24 protein-coding genes are annotated in these 21628 nt (G+C 33.6%); 15 read left to right on the top strand and 9 right to left on the bottom strand.

What is annotated here, in order from left to right; genetic code table 11:
- Positions 1-94: 94 nt before the first annotated feature.
- Complete coding sequence (locus ACM55K_RS06175) at positions 95-994, bottom strand: NifU family protein (protein ID WP_416849362.1); 900 nt, start codon at positions 992-994, stop codon at positions 95-97.
- Between the two features lie 152 nt (positions 995-1146).
- Here ACM55K_RS06175 and ACM55K_RS06170 point away from each other — a divergent pair, with 152 nt between their 5' ends.
- A complete protein-coding gene (locus ACM55K_RS06170; protein ID WP_416849361.1) occupies positions 1147-2145 on the top strand; it encodes a PorP/SprF family type IX secretion system membrane protein in 999 nt (332 codons plus the stop codon).
- Positions 2146-2157: 12 nt separating this feature from the next.
- Entirely contained in the window at positions 2158-2676 is a 519-nt protein-coding gene (locus ACM55K_RS06165; RefSeq protein WP_416849360.1) for a gamma carbonic anhydrase family protein, read from the top strand.
- A gap of 276 nt (positions 2677-2952) precedes the next feature.
- On the opposite strand, the gene murI is transcribed toward ACM55K_RS06165, so the two are convergent.
- From murI to ACM55K_RS06125, 8 genes are all read right to left on the bottom strand, one after another.
- Positions 2953-3729 (bottom strand): glutamate racemase, encoded by a 777-nt coding sequence (gene murI / locus ACM55K_RS06160; protein ID WP_416849359.1) that lies wholly within the window; start codon positions 3727-3729, stop codon positions 2953-2955.
- Between the two features lie 109 nt (positions 3730-3838).
- The gene (locus ACM55K_RS06155) at positions 3839-4339 is read right to left on the bottom strand and encodes an OmpH/Skp family outer membrane protein (RefSeq protein ID WP_416849358.1); all 501 of its coding nucleotides are present in this window, start codon (positions 4337-4339) and stop codon (positions 3839-3841) included.
- 20 nt (positions 4340-4359) lie between these two features.
- Positions 4360-5589, bottom strand: a complete 1230-nt coding sequence (locus tag ACM55K_RS06150; RefSeq protein WP_416849357.1) for an OmpH/Skp family outer membrane protein — start codon at positions 5587-5589, stop codon at positions 4360-4362.
- Positions 5590-5626: 37 nt separating this feature from the next.
- Positions 5627-8371: an outer membrane protein assembly factor BamA gene (gene bamA, locus ACM55K_RS06145; RefSeq protein WP_416849356.1), complete on the bottom strand. Its 2745-nt coding sequence runs from the start codon at positions 8369-8371 to the stop codon at positions 5627-5629.
- A complete protein-coding gene (locus tag ACM55K_RS06140) occupies positions 8304-9044 on the bottom strand; it encodes an isoprenyl transferase (RefSeq protein ID WP_416849484.1) in 741 nt (246 codons plus the stop codon). The genes bamA and ACM55K_RS06140 overlap by 68 nt, the downstream gene beginning before the upstream one ends.
- A gap of 4 nt (positions 9045-9048) precedes the next feature.
- On the bottom strand, positions 9049-9732 hold the full coding sequence (gene porG, locus ACM55K_RS06135) for a type IX secretion system protein PorG (RefSeq protein WP_416849355.1): 684 nt from the start codon (positions 9730-9732) through the stop codon (positions 9049-9051).
- Positions 9733-9888: 156 nt separating this feature from the next.
- Entirely contained in the window at positions 9889-10773 is an 885-nt protein-coding gene (locus ACM55K_RS06130) for an NAD kinase (RefSeq protein ID WP_416849354.1), read from the bottom strand.
- Between the two features lie 72 nt (positions 10774-10845).
- Entirely contained in the window at positions 10846-11505 is a 660-nt protein-coding gene (locus tag ACM55K_RS06125) for a CBS domain-containing protein (protein WP_416849353.1), read from the bottom strand.
- 113 nt (positions 11506-11618) lie between these two features.
- Here ACM55K_RS06125 and ACM55K_RS06120 point away from each other — a divergent pair, with 113 nt between their 5' ends.
- The 13 genes from ACM55K_RS06120 to ACM55K_RS06060 all read left to right on the top strand — a co-directional run bounded on the left by ACM55K_RS06120 (position 11619) and on the right by ACM55K_RS06060 (position 21575).
- The gene (locus tag ACM55K_RS06120; RefSeq protein ID WP_416849352.1) at positions 11619-12332 is read left to right on the top strand and encodes a pyridoxine 5'-phosphate synthase; all 714 of its coding nucleotides are present in this window, start codon (positions 11619-11621) and stop codon (positions 12330-12332) included.
- Between the two features lie 133 nt (positions 12333-12465).
- Positions 12466-13224: an alpha/beta fold hydrolase gene (locus ACM55K_RS06115; protein WP_416849351.1), complete on the top strand. Its 759-nt coding sequence runs from the start codon at positions 12466-12468 to the stop codon at positions 13222-13224.
- Between the two features lie 54 nt (positions 13225-13278).
- The gene (locus ACM55K_RS06110; protein WP_416849350.1) at positions 13279-13623 is read left to right on the top strand and encodes a phage holin family protein; all 345 of its coding nucleotides are present in this window, start codon (positions 13279-13281) and stop codon (positions 13621-13623) included.
- 84 nt (positions 13624-13707) lie between these two features.
- Complete coding sequence (locus ACM55K_RS06105) at positions 13708-14079, top strand: hypothetical protein (protein ID WP_416849349.1); 372 nt, start codon at positions 13708-13710, stop codon at positions 14077-14079.
- A gap of 147 nt (positions 14080-14226) precedes the next feature.
- Positions 14227-15081: a DUF3347 domain-containing protein gene (locus ACM55K_RS06100; protein ID WP_416849348.1), complete on the top strand. Its 855-nt coding sequence runs from the start codon at positions 14227-14229 to the stop codon at positions 15079-15081.
- Positions 15082-15140: 59 nt separating this feature from the next.
- On the top strand, positions 15141-15845 hold the full coding sequence (locus ACM55K_RS06095; RefSeq protein WP_416849347.1) for a DUF3347 domain-containing protein: 705 nt from the start codon (positions 15141-15143) through the stop codon (positions 15843-15845).
- 2 nt (positions 15846-15847) lie between these two features.
- Positions 15848-16408: a helix-turn-helix domain-containing protein gene (locus tag ACM55K_RS06090; protein WP_416849346.1), complete on the top strand. Its 561-nt coding sequence runs from the start codon at positions 15848-15850 to the stop codon at positions 16406-16408.
- Positions 16409-16517: 109 nt separating this feature from the next.
- Entirely contained in the window at positions 16518-17153 is a 636-nt protein-coding gene (locus tag ACM55K_RS06085) for a heavy metal-binding domain-containing protein (RefSeq protein ID WP_416849345.1), read from the top strand.
- A 71-nt stretch (positions 17154-17224) separates the two neighbouring features.
- A complete protein-coding gene (locus ACM55K_RS06080; RefSeq protein ID WP_416849344.1) occupies positions 17225-17467 on the top strand; it encodes a heavy metal-binding domain-containing protein in 243 nt (80 codons plus the stop codon).
- Positions 17468-17712: 245 nt separating this feature from the next.
- A complete protein-coding gene (locus tag ACM55K_RS06075) occupies positions 17713-18009 on the top strand; it encodes a PDDEXK family nuclease (RefSeq protein WP_416849343.1) in 297 nt (98 codons plus the stop codon).
- Positions 17996-20623, top strand: a complete 2628-nt coding sequence (locus ACM55K_RS06070; protein ID WP_416849342.1) for a cation-translocating P-type ATPase — start codon at positions 17996-17998, stop codon at positions 20621-20623. Before ACM55K_RS06075 ends, ACM55K_RS06070 begins: the two co-directional genes overlap by 14 nt.
- On the top strand, positions 20620-20901 hold the full coding sequence (locus ACM55K_RS06065) for a hypothetical protein (RefSeq protein ID WP_416849341.1): 282 nt from the start codon (positions 20620-20622) through the stop codon (positions 20899-20901). Before ACM55K_RS06070 ends, ACM55K_RS06065 begins: the two co-directional genes overlap by 4 nt.
- A 119-nt stretch (positions 20902-21020) precedes the next feature.
- Positions 21021-21575 carry an AAA family ATPase gene (locus tag ACM55K_RS06060; protein WP_416849340.1) on the top strand — a complete coding sequence of 185 codons (555 nt, stop codon included), beginning with the start codon at positions 21021-21023 and terminating at the stop codon, positions 21573-21575.
- Positions 21576-21628 lie beyond the last annotated feature (53 nt).

Genomic DNA, 21628 nt, shown 5'->3' with positions numbered 1-21628 from the left:
AAATGTACCTATTTTTATTTAAAATTTCTATTTAAAAGGGTAATTATTTTATGTAACTATAACATTTTCAATTAAATGTGTATTTTTAGTTTGTTTATGCGTTAATGGCTTCCACTTTAATTCCTTCATCGTTCAACATGCTTTTCAACATGTTTTCGATACCGCTTTTTAAAGTAAATGTTGAAGATGGGCAACCGCTGCAAGCTCCTTGAAGGATTACTTTTACGGTTTTGTCAGCTTCGTTATAAGAGTCAAATGCAATATTACCTCCGTCTGCTTGTACAGCTGGTTTTACATATTCCTCTAATATGTTGATGATTTGTTGTGAAGTGACATCCAGATTGTTAAATTCTTTTGCTTTAGTGTTTTCTTCAGCTGTTACGGCTTCAATGAAATTTTCATCTAAAACAGTTCCTCCATTTTCAATATATTGCTTGATGAAACTTCTTATTTCTAAGGTGATTTCCTGCCATTCATTGATTTCATATTTGGTTACGGAGATGTAGTTTTCGTCAATGAAAACTTCTTTTACGTATGGAAATTTGAATAGTTCTTTTGCCAATGGCGAAGCAGCAGTTTGATCAATGTTTTTGAATTCAATTGCATTTTTGGTCAACATTCGGCTCACCACAAATTTTAAAGCTGCTGGATTAGGAGTTGTTTCTCCGTAAACGGTTATAGGCTGTTTTTTTGTTTTGTTTTCGTCTGGGGTAATGATTATTCCACCATCATTTACAAATTTTTCTATTTGTTCTGCCACAGCATCTTTTACATCTTCCCATTCCACAATGCTATATTTTTCGATAGCGATGAAGTTTCCGGAGATATAAATTGTTTTTACAAATGGTAAATAAAATAGTTGTTGGGCAAGTGGTGAAGATTTAGCCTCATCAATATTTTTGAATTCAAAACTTTCATTTTGAGTAATAAAATCTGCAAATTCAAATTTTAATATCGTTGGGTTTTGTGTTTCTTTTATGCTAATTTTTGTCATGATCTTAGTAAATTTTTACAAATTTAGTAAAGTTATTTTCCACGAATAGCTATATTTGAATTTTAATAAAATAAATTAACAATAATTTAGTTATTAACAAGGTATATATACCTCTCATTGAGTCAGCAATTCCTTTATATAATAGTATTTCTATGTATAACAAAATTAAAATTTTTGCGGTCCTGTTTTTTGTATATCAGTATTCTTTTTCACAAGAAGGAGTTGCTGTATATTCTGATTATCTATCGGATAATTATTATTTGATACATCCTTCAATGGCTGGAGCAGCAAACTGTGCGAAAATTAGACTTACGGCACGTAAACAATGGTTTAGCCAGGAAGATGCGCCAGAACTTCAAACACTTAGTTTTAATGGTCGAATAGGGGAAAAGGCTGGAGCGGGAATTATTCTTTTTAATGATAAAAATGGGTATCATTCTCAAAAAGGAGTCAAGTTCACTTATGCGTATCACCTTATGTTTTCAAGAGATGAAATTGATTTAAATCAATTGTCTTTTGGTATTAGCGCAGGATTGATTCAAAGCCAATTAGACGAAACAGAGTTTTTGCAATCAGGTGATTTTGATCCTATTATTGATGGAACAGTTGTACAAAAAGATTCTTATTTCAATTTTGATATTGGAGCATCCTATAATTATTTAGATTTTTATGTTCATGGTACAGTTAAAAATGCCGTTGAAACCAGAAGAGATATTTACACAGAATATGAAAGTGATAATTTGAGAAAATATTTATTGAGTGCCGGTTATGTTTTTGGTGATGCGGATAAAATATTATGGGAACCATCATTTTTATTTCAACTGGTGGATAAGACAAAAGAAAAATCAATTGACTTTAATATCAAGGCATATAAAAATATGGATTTTGGAAGGCTTTGGGGAGGTTTGTCCTACCGTAGAAGTTTAGACGGAGCAGAATATACTAATGGTTCAGGAGTTTCTAAACAGAAACTTCAATATATTACTCCTATTGTTGGTGTTAATTTCAATAATTTCATGTTTGCTTATACGTATTCACACGTGTCAGGTCCTGTGAAATTTGATAATGGTGGCTTTCATCAGATCACTTTGGGAATCAACTTATTTTGTAAGCCTGAAAAATACGAATGTAAGTGTCCTGCAATCAATTAATTTATTTTATTTATGTTAATTAAATCTGTTAACGGTAAAACACCTTCCATACCTGAAGATTGTTATGTAGCTGAGAATGCCACTATTGTTGGCGATGTGAGTTTCGGTACTTCATGTAGTGTTTGGTTTAATGCCGTAATAAGGGGTGATGTGAATTTCATCAAAATAGGGAATAAAGTAAATATTCAGGATGGTGCTATTATTCATTGTACATATAAAAAGCATCCAACAATTATAGGGAATAATGTTTCTATTGGCCATAATGCCATTGTACATGGGTGTACCGTTCATGACAATGTCTTGATTGGAATGGGCGCAATTGTTATGGATAATTGTGTGATCGAAAGTAATTCTATTGTTGCTGCCGGTGCTGTTATTACCCAAAATACAATTGTTGGTTCCGGGTCAATTTGGGCTGGTGTTCCTGCTAAAAAGGTAAAAGACATTGATCAATCTGATTTTGCAGGAGAAATCGAACGTATTTCGAATAATTACGTAATGTATTCCAGTTGGTTCAAAGAGGAAGAGTAATCTATTTCGCTTTTCAATAATTATAAGAATAGGCAAGAAAAAGAACAAGACTTTGCATATCTTAAACACTTCGTCAACATTACTTGGGAATTGTTTTATTGTACTGTCGTCAATCCATTTAAAATACTAAAACAACTACTATTATTGATCAACTCACTGCGTTCTATTATAAAAAGAGAGGAATCAGTGATGGACTCCTCAAAGAAAATTTTCACAAATTATCTATTAATTTGGGTTTAGATGGGATTTGGTTTGTCAAAAGGAAATTTGAATAGATTAAAAATCTATTTCTTCAACAGCATATTTCTTTTCTAAAATTTCAGTTAAAACCTTTGAATTGCTATTGGTATAGAAAATAGGTTCGCTTTTTTCGGCTGATGATATCCCTATTTTTTCTTTTAATATTTTTTGAGTCTGTTTGGCGACAGCTTCACCAGAATCGATGATGTGAATATGCTCCGGCAGTATTTTTTTTATTTGAGGAATCAAATATGGATAATGACTACATCCTAATACTAAATAATCAATGTTAGCTTCAATCATAGGGGTGAGATAGGAGTGAAGTAGTTTTGTCATTTCCGGCGAATTGATGTCGCCATTTTCAATCAGTTGCACTAATCCATGGCCTACTTGCTCAATTATTTTGGTGTCTTGATACATTTCAGTAGTCTTATTAAAAAGCTCACTGTTTAATGTGCCTTGTGTAGCAAGTATTCCTATGATTTGTGTCTTAGAATGAGTCGCAGCAGGTTTTATGGCCGGTTCAATACCTATGAAAGGGACATCGTATTTTTCTCGTAATTCTCGAATGGCATTCGTGGTTGCGGTATTACAAGCTACTACAATCAATTTACAGTTCATTTTTAGCAGAAAATCAGTGTTTTTCATACTTAAGGCGACAATTTCATCTTTCGATTTTTGACCATAGGGAGCATTCTTGCTATCCGCTAAATAGATTGTTTTTTCATTAGGGAGTAAATCATGAATTGCCCTCCAAATTGAAGTGCCTCCAATACCTGAGTCAAAAATTCCGATTGGTTTATTGTTGTCCATAGAAACAAAGTTAAGTGCTACCATTTAAATATCCTAAAAATTATTTTAACAAAAAAAACTGCTCGATCCCAAATTTGGGTGAGCAGTTATTTGAACTATTATTGGTTTTTTAGAAACCTAAATCTTTTTTTACATCAATAGTCAAGTTTGGACCATCAGCAAGTAAAAGAGTAGAACCATCTAATACATATTGAAATCCTTTTGCTTTACCAACTTTTTGGATAGAAGTTCTTACTTTTTCCATTAAAGGTTTTACGATATCAGATTCTTTTTGTTGTAATTCTTTTTGAGCATTATCTCTAAAATCAACAATTCTTTTTTGCATATCTTGAACTTCTTTAGAACGTTCTCCATTTACAACTTCAGTTACTGTTGCAGATTCTGCTTCGTATTTTTTTAATTTTGTTTGGTATTCTTCAACCATTTTCTTGTAATCAGCATCATAAGTTCCGCTCAATTTCTCCAATTGTTTTTGAGCTTCTAACATTGCTGGCATTTTTGCCATAATCTCACTTACATCAACGTGAGCAGTTTTTGCTTGTGCATTAATAGTTTGGTTTGCACCAAAAAAAAGTATTCCGGCAATTAGTAAAGTTTTGATTTGTTTCATCGTTTTTAAAATATTTAGTATTAATTTTTGTTTGTATTTTCTTTTAATTTTTCTGCTGCTGCTTTTTTAATAGCTTCCCTTTCTTCAAGAGTTTTTTTTCTTTTTTCTTCTAAAGCTTTTTTACGATCTTCCAAGACTTTTTTACGCTCTTCTAAAACTTTTGTTTTTAACTCCTCTTGTTTCAGTTTAGCATCTTCTACTGTTGTTGGAGGCACTCCAGTCGAATCATTGACTGTCGTTTTAGTTTTTAAATCTTCTGTTTTAGCAGAGGCAGAAATCGTGCCATTTTTTTTCGCTTCTCTTTCCTCGAGTATTTGTTTTCTTTTCTCTTCAGCTACTTTTTTGCGATCTTCAATCAGTTTTTTACGATCATCCAGTGTTTTTGCTCGAAGTTCCGCCTGTTTTTGCTTTGCTTCGATAACAGCTGTTTTTGCAGCTTCAATTTCTTGGGCTTTATCAGTTGTTGTCGTTTTTTTACTATCGGTTACAATTCCGGACTTTTTCGCTTCTCTCTCAGATAGAAGTTGTTGTCTTCTTTCTTCAAATTCTTTTTTCTTTTCTTCTTGAAGTAATTTCCTGTCAGCTATAATTTTATCTCTAGCTGCTTTTTTTTCATCCAATGCCTTTTGTCTGTCGGCCAAAACTGGATTTTCATCCAATGCGTCCTCTTTATTTTCTTTTGCTTCCTCTTCCTTAAGTTGTTTTTTGCTTAATTGTTCTCTCTTTTCAGTTCGATTCAATACGCGTACAACCTGATCGCTGATGTCAAATCTTTTTGCTGCAAAAAGCATGGTCAAATCAGAAGATTTATCAAAAATAAAATCATATTTTTTTGCTTCTGCGATATCTTGTACAGCAGTAAAAACTTGATCTTGTATTGGCTTTGCCAGAACTGATTTTTGTTGAATCAAATCTCCGTTGGCTCCAAATCTTTTTTGTTGGTAATCTAAATTCTCGTTTTCAAGGAACTTAATTTCTGTTTCTCTTTCGTTGATAAGTTCTTTTGTCAATAAAGCTTGCTCAGCCCTTAATGCATTTTTCAACTTATCAATTTCATTTTTTTTAACTTCAATCTCTTGTTTCCATTTTTGGGCTTTTTGCTCTAATTGGATTGTCGCTTCGGTATAATCTGGTACATTCTGAAGAATATACTCCATGTCAATGTAACCTACTTTGGTCCCCCTAGTTTGCGCATGAACTGTATTTACTACTGTCAGCGCTAAAAATATAAATAAAAATTGTTTTCTCATAACTTTAATGTATTAGAAAAATTTTTAACTAATTTTTTTAAAATTGTTGTCCAATAATAAAATGGGTTTCCCATCCGTTTGGTTTGGCTGTTCCAGGCAAGGCATCGAAACCATATCCGAAATCTATTCCTAATAATCCAAATGCAGGCATGAATACACGTAAACCAGCTCCTGCGGAACGACTCAATGCAAATGGATTGTAGCTTTTGAAATTTGCATAAGAAGAACCTGCTTCTAAAAACGTTAATGCATATATAGATGCTGAAGATTTCAGTGTTATAGGATAACGCATTTCCAATGAAAATTTATTATAAACTGTTGCTCCAATTTGCTCACCAGAACTGTTTACCGGAGTTAATGAGTTGTTTGGATATCCTCTCAATTGAATAGTTTCTCGACCATCCATAGAGTAATTTGCTAGTCCATCTCCACCTACATAGAATCTTTCGAACGGCACAACACCTCTATCTTGGTTGTATGCTCCAAGGAATCCAAATTCAGTTAAAGTTCGGAGTACTAATTTACCATAAATTTTTGTGTACCAGTCTGCTTTAAACTTAATTTTATAATATTCTAACCAATTAAATTTCTTCTGATCCACTTTAGCTGGGTCAGCAGCAGCATCTTGGTAATTAGAAACTTTATTTGGAGTAACATTTGTTGTGCTAGGAATAGCTTCAACATAATCTCCTTCATTTACTTGTATTCCGTTTGAACCGGTATACGTTGCTCCTGTATACTTGTATTTATATTCTTGTTGGTCACTTAATGTTGCATAATCAGTTCCATTTATCAAAGAGTATGGAGGAGTCACTTTTGCCGAAATACTAAACTCTGAGCCGTATGTTGGGAAAATTGGATTTACCCCTTTGTTACTTCTGGTTAGACCTATTGTGTAAGCTAAGTTTCTTGAGGTTCCATTTCCAAATGTAAATAACCCTGTGTTGTAATTATGTAAGTCATAATGTTGGTAACTTATAGATTGGGACAATACAAAGAAATCATCCGGCACTGTTAATCTTTTAGCTAAACCAACTGACAAAGTAAGGATATTAAAACTTTTAGTTTTATCAACTCTTTGTGTTACATAATTATTTAAAAACTGTTTGCTATACGATAGTGATGTGCTAAATTGTACTGGTTTTTTTTGTCCAAACCAAGGTTCAGAAAATGACATACTATAGGTTTGAAAGTACGTACTTCCTTGTAATCTCAACGAAACTTTTTGACCATCTCCCATTGGCAATGGTTTGTAAGCATCTTTATTCAAAAGATTTCTTGCAGAGAAATTGTTAAATGATAATCCCAAAGTACCTATGAAACCACCTCCGCCATAACCACCTTGTAGTTCTATTTGGCTAGAGCCTTTTTCAACAAGATTGTATTCAATATCAACAGTTCCTGCGCCAGAATCTACATTCTTGAATTTTGGATCAATCGTTTCGGGATCAAAAAATCCTAATTGTCCTATTTCACGGATTGTTCTTACTAATTCTTCTTTACTGTATTTTTCTCCCGGTTTAGTTCTTAGTTCTCTATAAATTACACGGTCATTTGTTTTGTCGTTTCCTACAACCGTAATTTTATTAAAATAGGCCAAAGGTCCTTCAGTAACTCTTATCTCGAAATCGATAGTGTCGTTTGCTGTTTTTACCTCTACCGCATTTATATTTGAAAATAAATACCCGTTGTTTTGATATAAATTGGTAATGTCTTCGCCATCAGGTTTAGATTTATCTGCAATTCTCTTTTCAAGAAGTACACCATTATAGATTTCTCCTTTTTTAACACCTAATATTCTGCTCAATAATTGATCTGAATAAACAGTATTTCCTAAAAATTTAATATTTCCAAAATAGTATTTGTTTCCCTCTTCTACATTTATTTTAATTGACAATGCATTTTTGTCTTTGTTGTAAGTAACAGAATCCGAAAGTATTCGGGCATCACGATATCCTTTTTCTTTATAAACGGCTATTACTTTTTCTAAATCGGTTTTATATTTTGCTTGTATAAACTTAGATGCTTTTAAGACTCGAATAAAATTTTTCTGTTTCGTATCTTTCATCGCTTTACGCAAAACTTTGTCCGATAATTTTGTATTGCCCACAAAATCAATATTTTGAATTTTTATTTTTTGGCCTTTATCAATATTTACAAGCATATTTACTTGATTTATTGTTGTAGTGTCTTTAATGGTATTTATAGTTACTTTAGTGTTATAGTAGCCATCTTTTTTATATTTATTTTCAATGTAATTTTTGGTAGTGGTAATTAAATTTTCATTTACGATTTTATTTTTAGTAAGACCATTATCTTTAATTAAACCTTCAGTTTTGTTTTTCTTTATGCCAACAAATTTCACCTCATTTAACTTAGGTAATTCTGCGATGTTTAAGTCAAGATAAATACTGTCGTTTTGGATTCTATTAACGTAAAATGAAATTTCATCAAAAAGTCCAAGTTTCCCAAGTTTTTTAATAGCGCTGCTTATTTCTTCACCCGGAATTGTAATTTCCTGTCCTTTTTGAAGTCCTGCAAAAGTTACCACGGTCTGAGAATTGAAACTTATTTTTCCAATAACTGCTACATCGGCTAGAATGTATTTTTTTCCCTGGTCAAAAGGAACTCTTTCTTGAGCTTTAATTTGAGTAAAACTACCAAAAATCAAAATTGTAAGGACTGTTTTTATGCTTTTATGTAACACTAAAAAATTATTTAATTTGTTCACTTGTTTTTCCAAATCTACGTTCTCTTTTTTGATAACTAATAATAGCCTCATATAAATCTTGTTCTTTAAAGTCTGGCCACAATATATCAGTAAAATATAATTCTGCATAGGCTATCTGCCACAACAAAAAATTACTTATTCTATGTTCTCCGCTGGTTCGTATTAATAAATCTACGTCAGGTAAATTTTGCGTGTAAAGATGCTCATTTATAATTGAATCGTCAATAGTGTCTATTGAAATTATATTATTTTTAACTTTACTACAGATGTTTTTAACCGCATTGACTAATTCCTCTCTGGAACCATAGCTTAACGCCAGTGTTAATGTCATTTGCGTGTTGTTCTTTGTTTTATTTATTACATCGAGAAGTTCCTTTTGCGCAGATTTTGGTAATTTTTCCAGGTTACCAATAGCATTCAGTTTGATGTTATTTTTTTGTAATGTGATCAGTTCTTTTTTTAGTGAATTGATCAAAACTCTCATTAACGTTTCTACTTCCAGTTTTGGTCTGTTCCAGTTTTCAGTAGAAAAAGCGTAAAGCGTAAGATATTCTATACCTAATTTAGCACTGGCTTCTATTATTTTTTTAACTGATTTTGTTCCACTTTCATGCCCTAAAGCTCTTAAAAGTCCTTTTTGTTTCGCCCAACGACCATTTCCATCCATTATAATGGCTAAATGTTTGGGTAAATTTGTAACGTCTATTGTAGGTAGTAAATCCATTTCTTTAATCTGCACAGTAACAAGGTTTCTCTCCAAAGGTATAAGTAAGGGTTAATCCCGAAAAAACATACCAATCATTATTATTTAAATTTCCAAATCTCAACATTTCTAAATTCTTATTCTTAGGGTAACTCCCATCCAAATTGTCTGTAAGCGCATATCGTGCTCCAATCTCTGCAGCCAATATAAAATTAGGTGTAATATTTGATTTTATTCCTAAATTAATTGGAATGGCAAAAGAACCTGAACTTTTATCTTTCCTTGTTTCACCAGCTAAAATATATAATTCATCATATCTAAAATAGCTTATTCCGGAATACATATAAGGAGTGATTTTATTCCTCATTTCATGAAGATTAAAATCGAAGAAATTGAATTCAAGGCCTAAAGATACTTCTTTTATGCTATTTTCAAAACGATATCCTCTTTGGTTTCTGCCAGCTTCTTCAGAATCCAAATCGTTTGAAGTGATTTTTGATTGTGTGTACGAAAACCTGTAGGAGTGTCTGGAGCTTTTATTCCATTTGTAAAGAAGTCCTAAAGCGGGTTCGTTTGGAGAAATATAGGTCGTGGGACCAACATCTCCAACGTAGTTACTACCTCCCACAAAAACACCAATCTCATGAATTTGAGCTTGGATTGCCAAGAAGGGAAATAGGCATAACAATAAATTAAAAACTTTGTTCATTTAGTTAAAATTGCGTGCAAATATAAGAATTATCGATACGATTCAATACCCATCTTGTTAATTGTCTTTTATTTTGAATAATTAACAACAAATAGGCGTTAGATAAATCCAAACGTGAAAAATAGATAGAATCGTATAGTGTTTAACTAAAATGATTTAATTCCTTTTGTCTTCTCCCCAAAGTAATTTACTGCGAAGTGTTTTTAAAAATGTTTCGTCGGGAATTTCAACCATATTGATTTGAAAAGGAGTTTTCTTAATGGTTAGGATAGATTCGTTTTTTATAGTGGTTACCCTGGAATCTAATGAAACTAAATAATTTTCCTCTCTACCGGAAACTTTTAATTTAATTTCGGTTTCATCCGGAACAACAAGTGGTCTGGCGGTAAGATTGTGAGGCGCTATTGGAGTAATAACTAAGCTTTTAACAGTTGGTGTCAAAATGGGACCGCCACAACTTAAGGAATATCCCGTAGATCCGGTTGGTGTAGAAATAATCAGACCATCAGCCCAGTATGAGTTTAAATATTCATCGTCCAGATAGGTGTCAATGGTAATCATCGCAGTGGTATCTTTTCGGCTAACCGTAATTTCATTCATCGCAAAATTAATTTCCTGAATGGATTCGTTTTCGGTAGTACAGGTTAAACTGAGTAAAGTTCTCTTAGAAAGCGTGTATTTTCTTTCAATAACAAATTGCATAAATTCTGCAATGTTTTCTTTCTGAACTGTGGCTAGAAATCCTAATCTCCCTGCATTTATGCCTAATATTGGAATCCCTGAATCCCGAACCAATGTAGCGGCTCTCAAAATAGTTCCGTCACCGCCAATGCTGATGAGCAGGTCAAAGCTTTGGTCTAATTCAGTATGGGAAGAAAAGGTTTTGTATTTTGTTTCTACAATTTTTTTTTCGTTAACCATCGATAAAAAATTAGATTCGATGATCATCTCAACGTTGTTCTTGTTAAAAAAATTAAAGATGTCGTTTATAATAGGTTCTGTACTATTTTGATAATATTGTCCGTATATGGCTACTTTCATCTTTTTAATCTTTTAATCGCTGATATGTTTATTGGGTAACGGCTTAACTGTTTATTTTAACAAACTGCTACCCTATATATTAAGGTATTTGTCTAAATAATCAGAACGTTCCTTTAAGTTGTTGATGTAATTGTCTTCTTGATGCTCTGATATGATTTCATAGTTATACCTTCTGAAAGTTTGGATAATTTCATTCATGGCTCCCAAACTTATTTTCATGGTCACTTGAACACTTTCAACATCAGCATCAGATATAAATAAACCCAAAAGCTTCCCGTTATTGCTTTCAACAATTTGGGTAATCTGACTCATTGAATAATCCAAAATAGGTTTTTTGACAACAATAATTCCGCCTGGTTCTTTTAAAAAGGGAGTTTCATGGAAAAATTTCATGATATCCACTATTTCATAATAGCCAACATATTTATTGTTTTCATCTAAAACAGGAACTAAATTAGTGTGGTTTTTTGCAAAAATTTCTAAAACATCGAGCCAAATAGTATTGGTTCTGGTAAAAAATCCTTCAAGTGTAAATCGGTAATCAGCTACTTTCTTATCGGTATCAAAAGTTTCTATATCATCGGATGCAATACTGCCAATATAAATCCCCTCTTCAATCACCGGAAAGTGCGAAAAGTGCAATTCATCAAAAAAGTCTTGAACAACCGCAATCGTATCTTGGCTGTCAATCGCTTTAAAATCATTGGTAATATAGTTTGTAATTTCTGTCATAAATCAATCGGCAATATTTCATGCAAAATAATCAAAAATAAGCAAAAACTCCTAAGTTTTACTTTGTATTTTTGCTCCATTAAATACTATTATCACAATCAAAAAGTGTTCCAATGACAAAGTTAAGTGTAAACATCAATAAAATAGCTACTTTACGAAATGCTCGTGGTGGAAATGTTCCTGATTTATTAAAAGTCGCAACCGACATTCAAAAGTTTGGAGCCGAAGGAATCACCATACATCCACGTCCTGATGAGCGTCACATTCGCTATCAAGACGCCCGCGATTTGAAATCCATTGTTTATACCGAATATAATATTGAAGGAAATCCAGAGAAAACCTTTATCGATCTCGTTCTCGAAATAAAACCGACCCAAGTTACTTTGGTTCCGGATGCTATTGATGCGATAACTTCAAATGCAGGTTGGAATACCATAAAACATGCCGATTATCTCAAAGAAGTGGTTCAGGAATTTCAACGCAACGGAATCAGAACGTCCATTTTTGTCGACCCAGTTCTCGAAATGATCGAAGGCGCCAAAAAAATTGGAACCGAAAGAATCGAATTATACACTGAAGCCTTCGCGCACGAATACAGTTTGGGTAATCAAAGAGGAATACAGCCGTATATGGAATCAGCGATTTTGGCCAATCAAATCGGCTTGGGGATCAACGCAGGTCATGATTTAAGTTTGGATAACATTCAGTTTTTCAAGGAAAATATTCCAGGATTACTCGAAGTTTCAATAGGTCATGCTTTAATTTCCGAAGCCATTTATCTGGGATTGGATAATGTGATCAATATGTATTTGCAAAAATTAAAATAAAATAATTGGGGCGTGACCCGCTGAAAAAGCGGGTCGGGCTATTCGTTGCAAGTCCTCACAAAACTCCATTTTTATTCCGTTTTGTTCCGGGCTTTCCACTGCTATCCCTCACGCGCTCACCAAATTCCATACTATGTTGTACTCAAAAATAGAAGGCTCTGGCCAACCGCTTTTAATTCTTCACGGATTTCTTGGAATGTCTGACAATTGGAAAACACTGGCTACTCAATTTGCTGCTGATTTTCAAGTTCACATCCTCGATTTACGCAATCACGGCCGAAGCTTACATTCCGAAGAATTCAGTTATGAAATCATGGTTCAGGATGTTTTCGAATATTGTCAAGCCCATAATTTAGAAAACATACATATCATCGGACATTCTATGGGCGGGAAAGTCGCCATGCTTTTGGCAACAACGCATCCCGAATTAGTCGATAAATTAATCGTTGCTGACATTGGACCAAAATTTTATCCGCAACACCATCAGGATATTTTGGCAGGATTGAACGCCGTTGATTTTTCAGTAAAACCAAGCCGAAATGAAGTAGAGGAAATTATGGCAAAATACATTCCTGATTTTGGAACACGACAATTCCTGATGAAAAATTTGTATTGGCAAGAACCGGGACAATTAGCTTTCCGATTTAATTTGGCCGTTTTTAATACTAAAATGGATGAAATTGGAGTTTCATTACCAGAAAATTTAATTTTCGAGAAACCAACGTTGTTCATCCGTGGTGGAAATTCTAATTATATTCTGGACAGCGATTTCGAAAATATAAAACACCATTTTCCAACGGCAACAGTTGAAACAATTCCGAATGCAGGACATTGGCTTCACGCCGAAAATCCAGCCGTTTTTTATGAAACGGTTATCTCATTCTTAAAATAAATTAATTAGATTTAAATTTTTCTTACATTTATTAAAATTTTAAAACAAAAAACCATGAATTTATTGATCAGAATTCTTGTTACTTCAGGATTAGTTTTGCTAATTTCCCATTTTATGCCGGGTGTTCATGTGGCTGGATTTACTACAGCATTAATTGTAGCGATAGTTTTGGGTTTACTTAATATATTTATCAAACCAATATTGGTGATATTAACATTACCCGTTACCATTCTTACATTGGGTTTGTTTTTGTTGGTCATTAATGCATTAATTATCTTATTGTGTACCAATATTGTAGGCGGATTTAGCGTTGATTCGTTTTGGACCGCCTTTCTTTTTAGTATCATATTGTCTCTTTCACAATCCATCATGAATGGGATATTAGGAGAGGGGAAATAATCAATTATTTAACAGCTAATTGTGAGTGAATAAATTTACGATGATTGTTGATTTAATACCTTTGTGCTATAAATCGCTTGATAAATGTCAAAAAAGTTTTATATAATGCTTCTTGTTATGTTTGGTTTCTTTATGACGCCAAGCATAGCTTTTGCATGTGGAACTAAATCGGAGAAAGCGTGTTGCAAAAAAGAAACTTCTTCAAAAACGAAAAAGGTCGACTGCTGCAACAAAGAGCATTCTTCTAAAAAGAAATCACACGAGGGTTGCAATGGAGCCTGTAAGAATATTTCTTGCGGTGGTTCAACACTTCATTTGGGGTTAACTTCATTATTTTACACCGATTTAAACAATAAAAAAGTTAGTTTTTCTTCAGAAAAACAAAATTACTATTATTCAGAAATCTTCATTTCTTCTGATTTCCGATCCGTTTGGCTTCCACCCAAAATAAGCTAAATTACTTATTAGACAGCCATAAAAGGGTTTAATTCAAAGCGTTAATGCTTTAAAATCATTAAATTTATAGTCAAATTCAATTTTTAGCAATGCAAACCATTGCTCTGATGTTGTTTGTGACAAACTCACTTCAAATTATTTAAAACAATGAACTCAATAAAAAAAATAGTGATGGCAATTATAGTATTGCTTTCAGTCACAATCGCTAACGCACAAATTAAAAATGCCAAAACCGAAACGGTGAAAATTTATGGTAATTGCGGAATGTGTAAAACAACGATAGAGAAAGCCGGAAACTTGAAAAAGGTAGCTCAGGTAGATTGGAATAAAGAAACCAAAATGGCTATGCTGACCTATGATTCGCAAAAAACAAATCAAGAGGAAATCTTAAAGCGCATTGCTTTAGTTGGTTATGACAGCAACAGTTTTCTTGCTCCAGAAGCCGCTTACAATAATCTTCCCGGATGCTGTAAATACGACAGAGAAGCTAAAGTGGCTGTGTCTGAAATTATAACAAATCATGAAAGGCACAATAAAAATTTAGGTACTCTAAATCAAGAACAAACAACGAATAATCAATTGAAACCAGTTTTTGATAATTATTTTTTGTTGAAAGATGCCTTGGTGAAAACCGATGGTAAAGCGGCTTCTTCGATAGCAAAAGATTTATCAGTTTCCTTAAATGGGGTTAAAATGGATGAACTAACGATGGATGTTCACCTGGTTTGGATGAAAGTTATGAAAGATTTGATGGCTGGAGCCAAAAATATTTCTGAAACACAAGACATTAAAAAACAAAGAACGCTGTTTATGTCTTTGTCCAAAAACATGCACGATTTGATAAAAGTCGCTAAGTATGAAACTCCTGTTTTTTACCAGTTTTGCCCAATGACAAATGATGGAAAAGGCGCTAATTGGTTGAGCAAAGAGGACACGATTAAAAATCCTTATTATGGTTCCCAAATGTTGAGTTGTGGTAAAACGGTTGAAACGATTAAGTAATTTACTTCAGAATTATAATATACCTTTAAATTAGAACTAAAAATCAATAAACATAAAATATGAAAAATATAATCCTTTCTTCGATTGCATGCGCATTCCTATTTACAGCTTGTAACCAAAAAAGCAAGCAAGCCGAAACAACAAATCCTGAAACAACTAAGAGTTCTTCAGAATTATATGCCTGTTCCATGCATCCTGAAATTACAGGAAAAAAAGGAGAAGCATGTTCTAAGTGCGGAATGGAATTGACAGAACCTGTTGCTGAAACTCCGATAACGGAAGCAAAAACCACTATAGTTGCATCTGAAGCGAAATCAGTTATTTCCTCTTCGTTTGCTATTGATGGAATTGTAAGTGGCTATTTGAAGCTTAAAAATGAGTTGATAAAAGACGATTCTAAAGCTGCGGCCAATGCAAGTAAATCAATAGCCGTAACTTTAAATGAGGCTAGCACAAATACATTAGATGCAAAACTAAAGAAGAAATACAATGATATTGCGGCTGATGCTAAAGAACATGCGGAACTTATTGGTAATAACGTAGGGAAAATTGATCAACAAAGAGCGCATTTTGCGATGCTAAGTAAAGATGTAAATGATTTGATAAAAACCTTTGGAACAAAACAAAAATTGTATCAGGATTATTGTCCAATGTATGATGAAGGAAAAAGCGGCTATTGGATAAGTGAAACAAAAGAAATTAGAAATCCGTATTATGGTTCCGAAATGTTAAGCTGTGGTAGAATAGAAAAAACGATTCAATAATTATGAAGCTCTATATCAAAAATATGGTATGTGATCGCTGTAAAATGGTTGTGAAATCAGAACTCGAAAAAATTGGAATTTTCCCTATTTCAGTTGAATTGGGCGAAGTCGAATTTTCAGGCGATTTCAAAGAGAATCAGAAGCAAGATTTAGAAATAAAATTACAATTACTTGGATTTGAATTATTAGAGGATAAAACAACTATAACTATTGAGAAGGTGAAATGTTTAATTGTTAATTTGGTTCATCATCAAAATAATGAAATAAAAACAAATTTGTCAAGCTATTTGTCAGAACAATTAGGTCAAGATTATAACGCATTGAGTAATTTATTTTCAGAAGTTCAAGGCACAACTATTGAGCATTATTTTATTGCTCAAAAGATTGAAAAAGTGAAGGAATTATTAATGTATAAAGAATTGACATTAAGTGAAATTGCAATTAAATTGAATTACAGCGATGTAGCGCATTTGAGTAATCAGTTTAAAAAAATTACGGGCGTTACGCCAACTCATTTTAAACAATTAAAAGAAAATAACAGATTGCAAATTGATGGTTTGTAAAATTTACAAATCATTTCCAAAATTCTACAACGAGTCAAAATAATAGGTCTTGTACCTTTGAGTAGTAGAAAAATGAATCTTGATTTTAATATTTTAAAACAACAAAAAAATGAAAAATTTAATTATCGCACTAAGCGTTTTCTTAGTAGTGAATTCAATGGCATCAGCTCAAGAAGTTGTGAAAAATGAAGGTCAAAACACAACTTACACCTGCCCAATGCATCCTGATCAGATGAGCATGACAGGAGGTAAATGTTCTAAATGCGGAATGGAAATGGTAAAAACCACCGAGAAAATTGATACTCATGCTGCAAAAGGAAGTCAACCTAGGAGTATAGTTGTGACGAAATATGTTTGTCCAATGGACGGCACAACTACTGACGAACCTGGGAAATGTTCTAAATGTGGAATGAAATTGGTGAAAACCACCGAAAAAGTTGATACCCACGCTACAAAAGGAAGTAAACCTAAGAGTACAATTGTGACAAAATATGTTTGTTCAATGGATGGTACAACTTCCGACAAAGCAGGTGAATGTTCTAAATGCGGAATGAAATTGGTAAAAACTACACAGAGGAAATACGACCACGCTGTAAAGGGAAGTCAAGCTCGCACCTATGTTGCGACGAAATATGTTTGTTCTATGGATAGTACAACTTCTGATAAAGCAGGTAAATGTCCTAAATGTGGAATGGAAATGAAAGAAATGGATGAGCAAAAAAATGAAAAAAAGCACAAACATTAATTTTAGCCCTAAATAAGCCTATGGACTATATAGCTATGGGCTTTTTTCTAATTCTTTTAAAATTTAAATAAATGAAAAACATAATTCTTTCAGCCATTGCAATGGTATTCGTGTTGGTTTCCTGCAACCAAAAAAACAAACAACCCGAAACAACAAATACTCCAATGATGGAAAAAGATTCAACAATGATGAAAGACACCCAAGCAAAAATGTATTCTTGTCCAATGCATCGAGAAGTCAAAGGAAAACTGAACGACAAATGTCCAAAATGTGGAATGGAATTAACAGAACCAGTCGTTCAAACGACAAAGTAAACTTCAAATCCTTTAACTGAAGTAATAGCTGAAACAAAAAATACCGCCGCAGGTAAGCGATAAGAAAATTTATTGCGGGAATGAAATGTTAAATTCAATATGAAAAAGATTCTGGTTCATATTGCTTTATAAACGATGAACGTCTTTTGTATATTGTATAGTAACAGGTGTAAATAAATTTACAGAACATAATTGTAACATCAGTTAAATGAGTAAAAAAAATCAAATAGTTATAACTAAAGGAAGTGGTCAACAGTCTCCGGAATTGTGCCGGTCTTAACTTGCTGGGATGGGACTTTCCTGAAAAAGACAGTTTAAAAGAACAGATTGATACGTTGGGACTATATCCGGTTACCTGTCTCACTACACTTACAAAAATTGAAAAACAACAATTATTAGAAAATGATATCGTGTTGTGCAAAGAAATTTGCGATAACGAAAATCATTTGAATACTATTGGCATAGAATCTCCCCGGATTAAATCAATACTTGAAGAAGGCCGTCAGCTTTGTAATCAATTAATAGACAATGGGAAACATTAAACTAAATAGTATTCCATATTCTACAGAAGCCGAAGCGGTGATTGCTGCTTTACAATCTGATGGTGAAAGCGGATTATCTTCATCAGAAGTGGAGAAACGCTTGAAAGAATATGGAACCAATAAAATTGAAGAGAAAAAGAACAAGAGCCTTTGGCTTATTTTTCTAGATCAATTTAAAAGTCCAATTGTATGGCTGCTTGTTTTTGCTGCTGGCTTATCTTTTTATTTTGGAGAATGGGTAGATGGTATTGCCATTCTTACCGTGATAGTGATTAATGCGCTTATTGGATTTTACATGGAGTTCCAGGCAAGGCGTTCCATGAATACGCTAAAAAAATTATCTGCCGTACCCGCCAAAGTGCTGAGGAATAAAAAATTGGAAGAAATAAATGCGGAACATATTGTTCCGGGTGATGTGGTTTATATTGAAGCGGGAGATATGATTCCTGCAGATGGCAGAATTTTTAATGTCTCACAAATGCAGATTGACGAATCGGCATTAACAGGCGAATCTGTTCCTGTTGAAAAACAAATAGAAAAGTTGGAAACAGACACTACTCTAGCTGAACGAAATAACACGCTCTATAAGGGAACTTACGCTACAAAAGGCAACGGCTATATGGTAGTTACGGAAACCGGAATGGATACCGAACTTGGAAAAATCGCACAAATGGTACAAACAGCAGAACAAGCTGCTACACCTTTAGAAAAGAAACTGGAAGATTTTAGCAAAAAGTTGATTTGGATAACAGTAGCATTGGTAATCGTAATCTTTATTATAGGACTTCTGAATGGGCAAAAGCTACTTGAAATGCTTCAAACTTCCATTGCGCTTGCTGTTGCTGCCATACCCGAAGGATTGCCTATAGTTGCGACTATGGCATTGGCACAGGGAATGATGAAAATGGCAAAATTTAACGTGATTGTAAAAAAACTTTCGGCTGTTGAAACACTTGGTGGAACCAATGTAATATGTACTGATAAAACAGGTACACTTACGCAAAATAAAATAGAAGTCAATACAATTATGACCCCTGCTGATAATGCAGAAGCTTTAGAAGTTATTAATCGAATAGCTGTTTTATGCAATACGGCAGAGTTGCAAAACAACAATGGTGCTGTTAAAGAAATTGGAGACCCTCTTGAAATCGGGTTGCTAAAGTTTGCTTTGAAAAATAATTTTAATATTCAGGATTATCGAAGCCAATTTCCTAAAATAAAGGAAGAACCTTTTTCTTCCGAAACCAGAATAATGGCTACACTCCATCAGTCTGAAAAGGAGCTTACTTCTTATGCTAAAGGAGCTACAGAAGAATTGCTAATGCGTTGTAATCGTATTTTAGAGACCGAAGGTATAACAGAACTGAATGCTGAAGAAAAAGAGCTTTGGATCCAAAAAGCAGAAGAACTTGCTAATTCAGGATTAAAGGTAATTGCAGGGGCATATAAACCTGCGACTGCTTTAAATGAGGATATGGCAGTCGATCTTGTATTTGTAGGGTTATTTGGAATGATTGACCCACCAAGAGAGGAAGTATTTGAAGCAATCGAGGAATGTAAAACAGCGGGAATCAATGTAATAATGATAACTGGGGATCATCCAGCCACTGCTAAAAATATTGCTCTTGAACTTGGCATTGCAAGCAATGATACCTTCAAGGCAATGGTAGGAAAAGAAATGACCGATTACGAACATTTGACGGAACAGGAAAAATCAAATTGGTTGGATACAAAAGTTTTTGCAAGAGTAAGCCCTAAACAAAAACTGGATCTTGTTTCGGTCTTACAAGAAAGGAAAAACATTGTGGGGATGACAGGTGATGGAGTGAACGATGCTCCGGCATTGAAAAAAGCCGATATCGGTATTGCAATGGGGTTAAGAGGAACGCAGGTTTCGCAAGAGGTGGCAGACATGGTGCTAAAAGACGATTCTTTTTCATCTATTGTAATAGCCATTAGACAAGGACGTGTTATTTTTGAGAACATACGAAAGTTTGTGATTTTTCTACTTTCATGTAACTTAAGTGAGTTATTAGTGATTGCAACTGCATCAGTATTTAGCCTTCATTTTCAATTATTCCCTATTCAGATTCTTTTTATAAATCTTATTACAGATGTTTTGCCTGCCCTTGCTTTGGGAGTAACGGAAGGCAGTCCTGATATAATGCAAAGACCGCCTAGGAGCATTGACGAACCTATTATTGATAGAAAAAGATGGATTAATATTTTCTTTTATTCAATTGTTATTGGAGCTAGTAGTATAGGCGCAGTTTTTTTTAGCCATTATACAGTTCACAAAGCAGAAACCTGGAAACCAGAACTTTGTAACAATATTTTATTTTTTACGCTAATCTTTTCACAGCTTCTTCATGTACTGAATATGGGGAGCAATTCCTCTTTTTTCAAATCAGAAGTAATCAGGAGCAAGTATGTATGGGGAGCAATTATACTTTCATTAATCATTTTGGTTGGTATTTACAATATTGAACCAATGAGAAAAGTATTGACACTTTATAGCATGTCTATTAACGATTGGTTCATTTCAATTGGAGCAAGTGTGGTTTCATTAATAATAATTCAGATTGGTAAGAAACTAAAAATTGCACAACAATGAACAGCATAAATAAAAGCATTTTCGTTTTTGGTTTGTATTCCTTGTCAATGGGAATGGTTTTGCTGTTTTTAGCAATCCTTGTGTTGCCCATGGTGGGTTTACCCATCTCTAAAGAACCGTGGCTTCACTTACTTGGTTTTGTATTGATATCTTCATCATTCTATTATTTGCGATCCGCCTTAAAGGGAAATATTGATTTTGCTCGATACATTTTGCATACAAGATTATTCGCCCCACTGGTAGTCATTTTCTTGATTGGAACAGGCAAAGCGGATTAGCATTTTTTATCTTTTGGAATTGTAGATGGAATGGGTGGAATTGGGACGTGGATTGATTTAAAGAGAAATAAAGAAAACAACATTAAATAGTAATAGGAGCAATAATTACAGTATTTAAAATGGAAAAAGGAATCATCAATAATCATTTAAGGCAAACCAATTGGTATGTCATAACAGGGGGACCAAGTTCTGGGAAGACTACCACCGTTAATATACTTCGAGAACGAGGTTATATTACAACTATGGAGCATGCCCGACATTTTCTTGACACACAACGGCTAAAAGGAAAAACTATTGAAGAAGTTAGAAAAAACCAACGGGAGTTTCAATTAGGTGTTTTAGATATGCAGATTGAGCAAGAAAAAGAAATTGCACCACACGTCCAGGTTTTTCTTGACAGGGCAATTCCTGATGCGCTTGCCTACTATCGTTTTTTAAATCTTTCCGTAGATGACAAACTAACAGATGCATTAAGAAATGTTTCCTATAAAAAAATTTTTATTATGGATTATCTTCCCTTAAAAAATGATTATGCTAGGAATGAAAATGCAGAAGCGCAAAAGAAAATCCATGCACTGATAACAGCCGTTTATGAATCCTTGCCTTTTCCCGTTGTACATGTTCCTGTACTTCCGGCAGAAGAGCGGGTAAATTTTATATTGAAAAATCTTTAGTGATCAATGTAAATAATAAAACTTGTTTCAAGTGTAAAATTTAGACTAAAAGA

The sequence above is a fragment of the Flavobacterium arabinosi genome, from assembly GCF_048158725.1.
Lineage (GTDB): Bacteria > Bacteroidota > Bacteroidia > Flavobacteriales > Flavobacteriaceae > Flavobacterium > Flavobacterium arabinosi.
The sequence above is the reverse complement of the archived record's forward strand: the minus strand, read 5'-3'. Positions and strand labels throughout refer to the sequence as shown.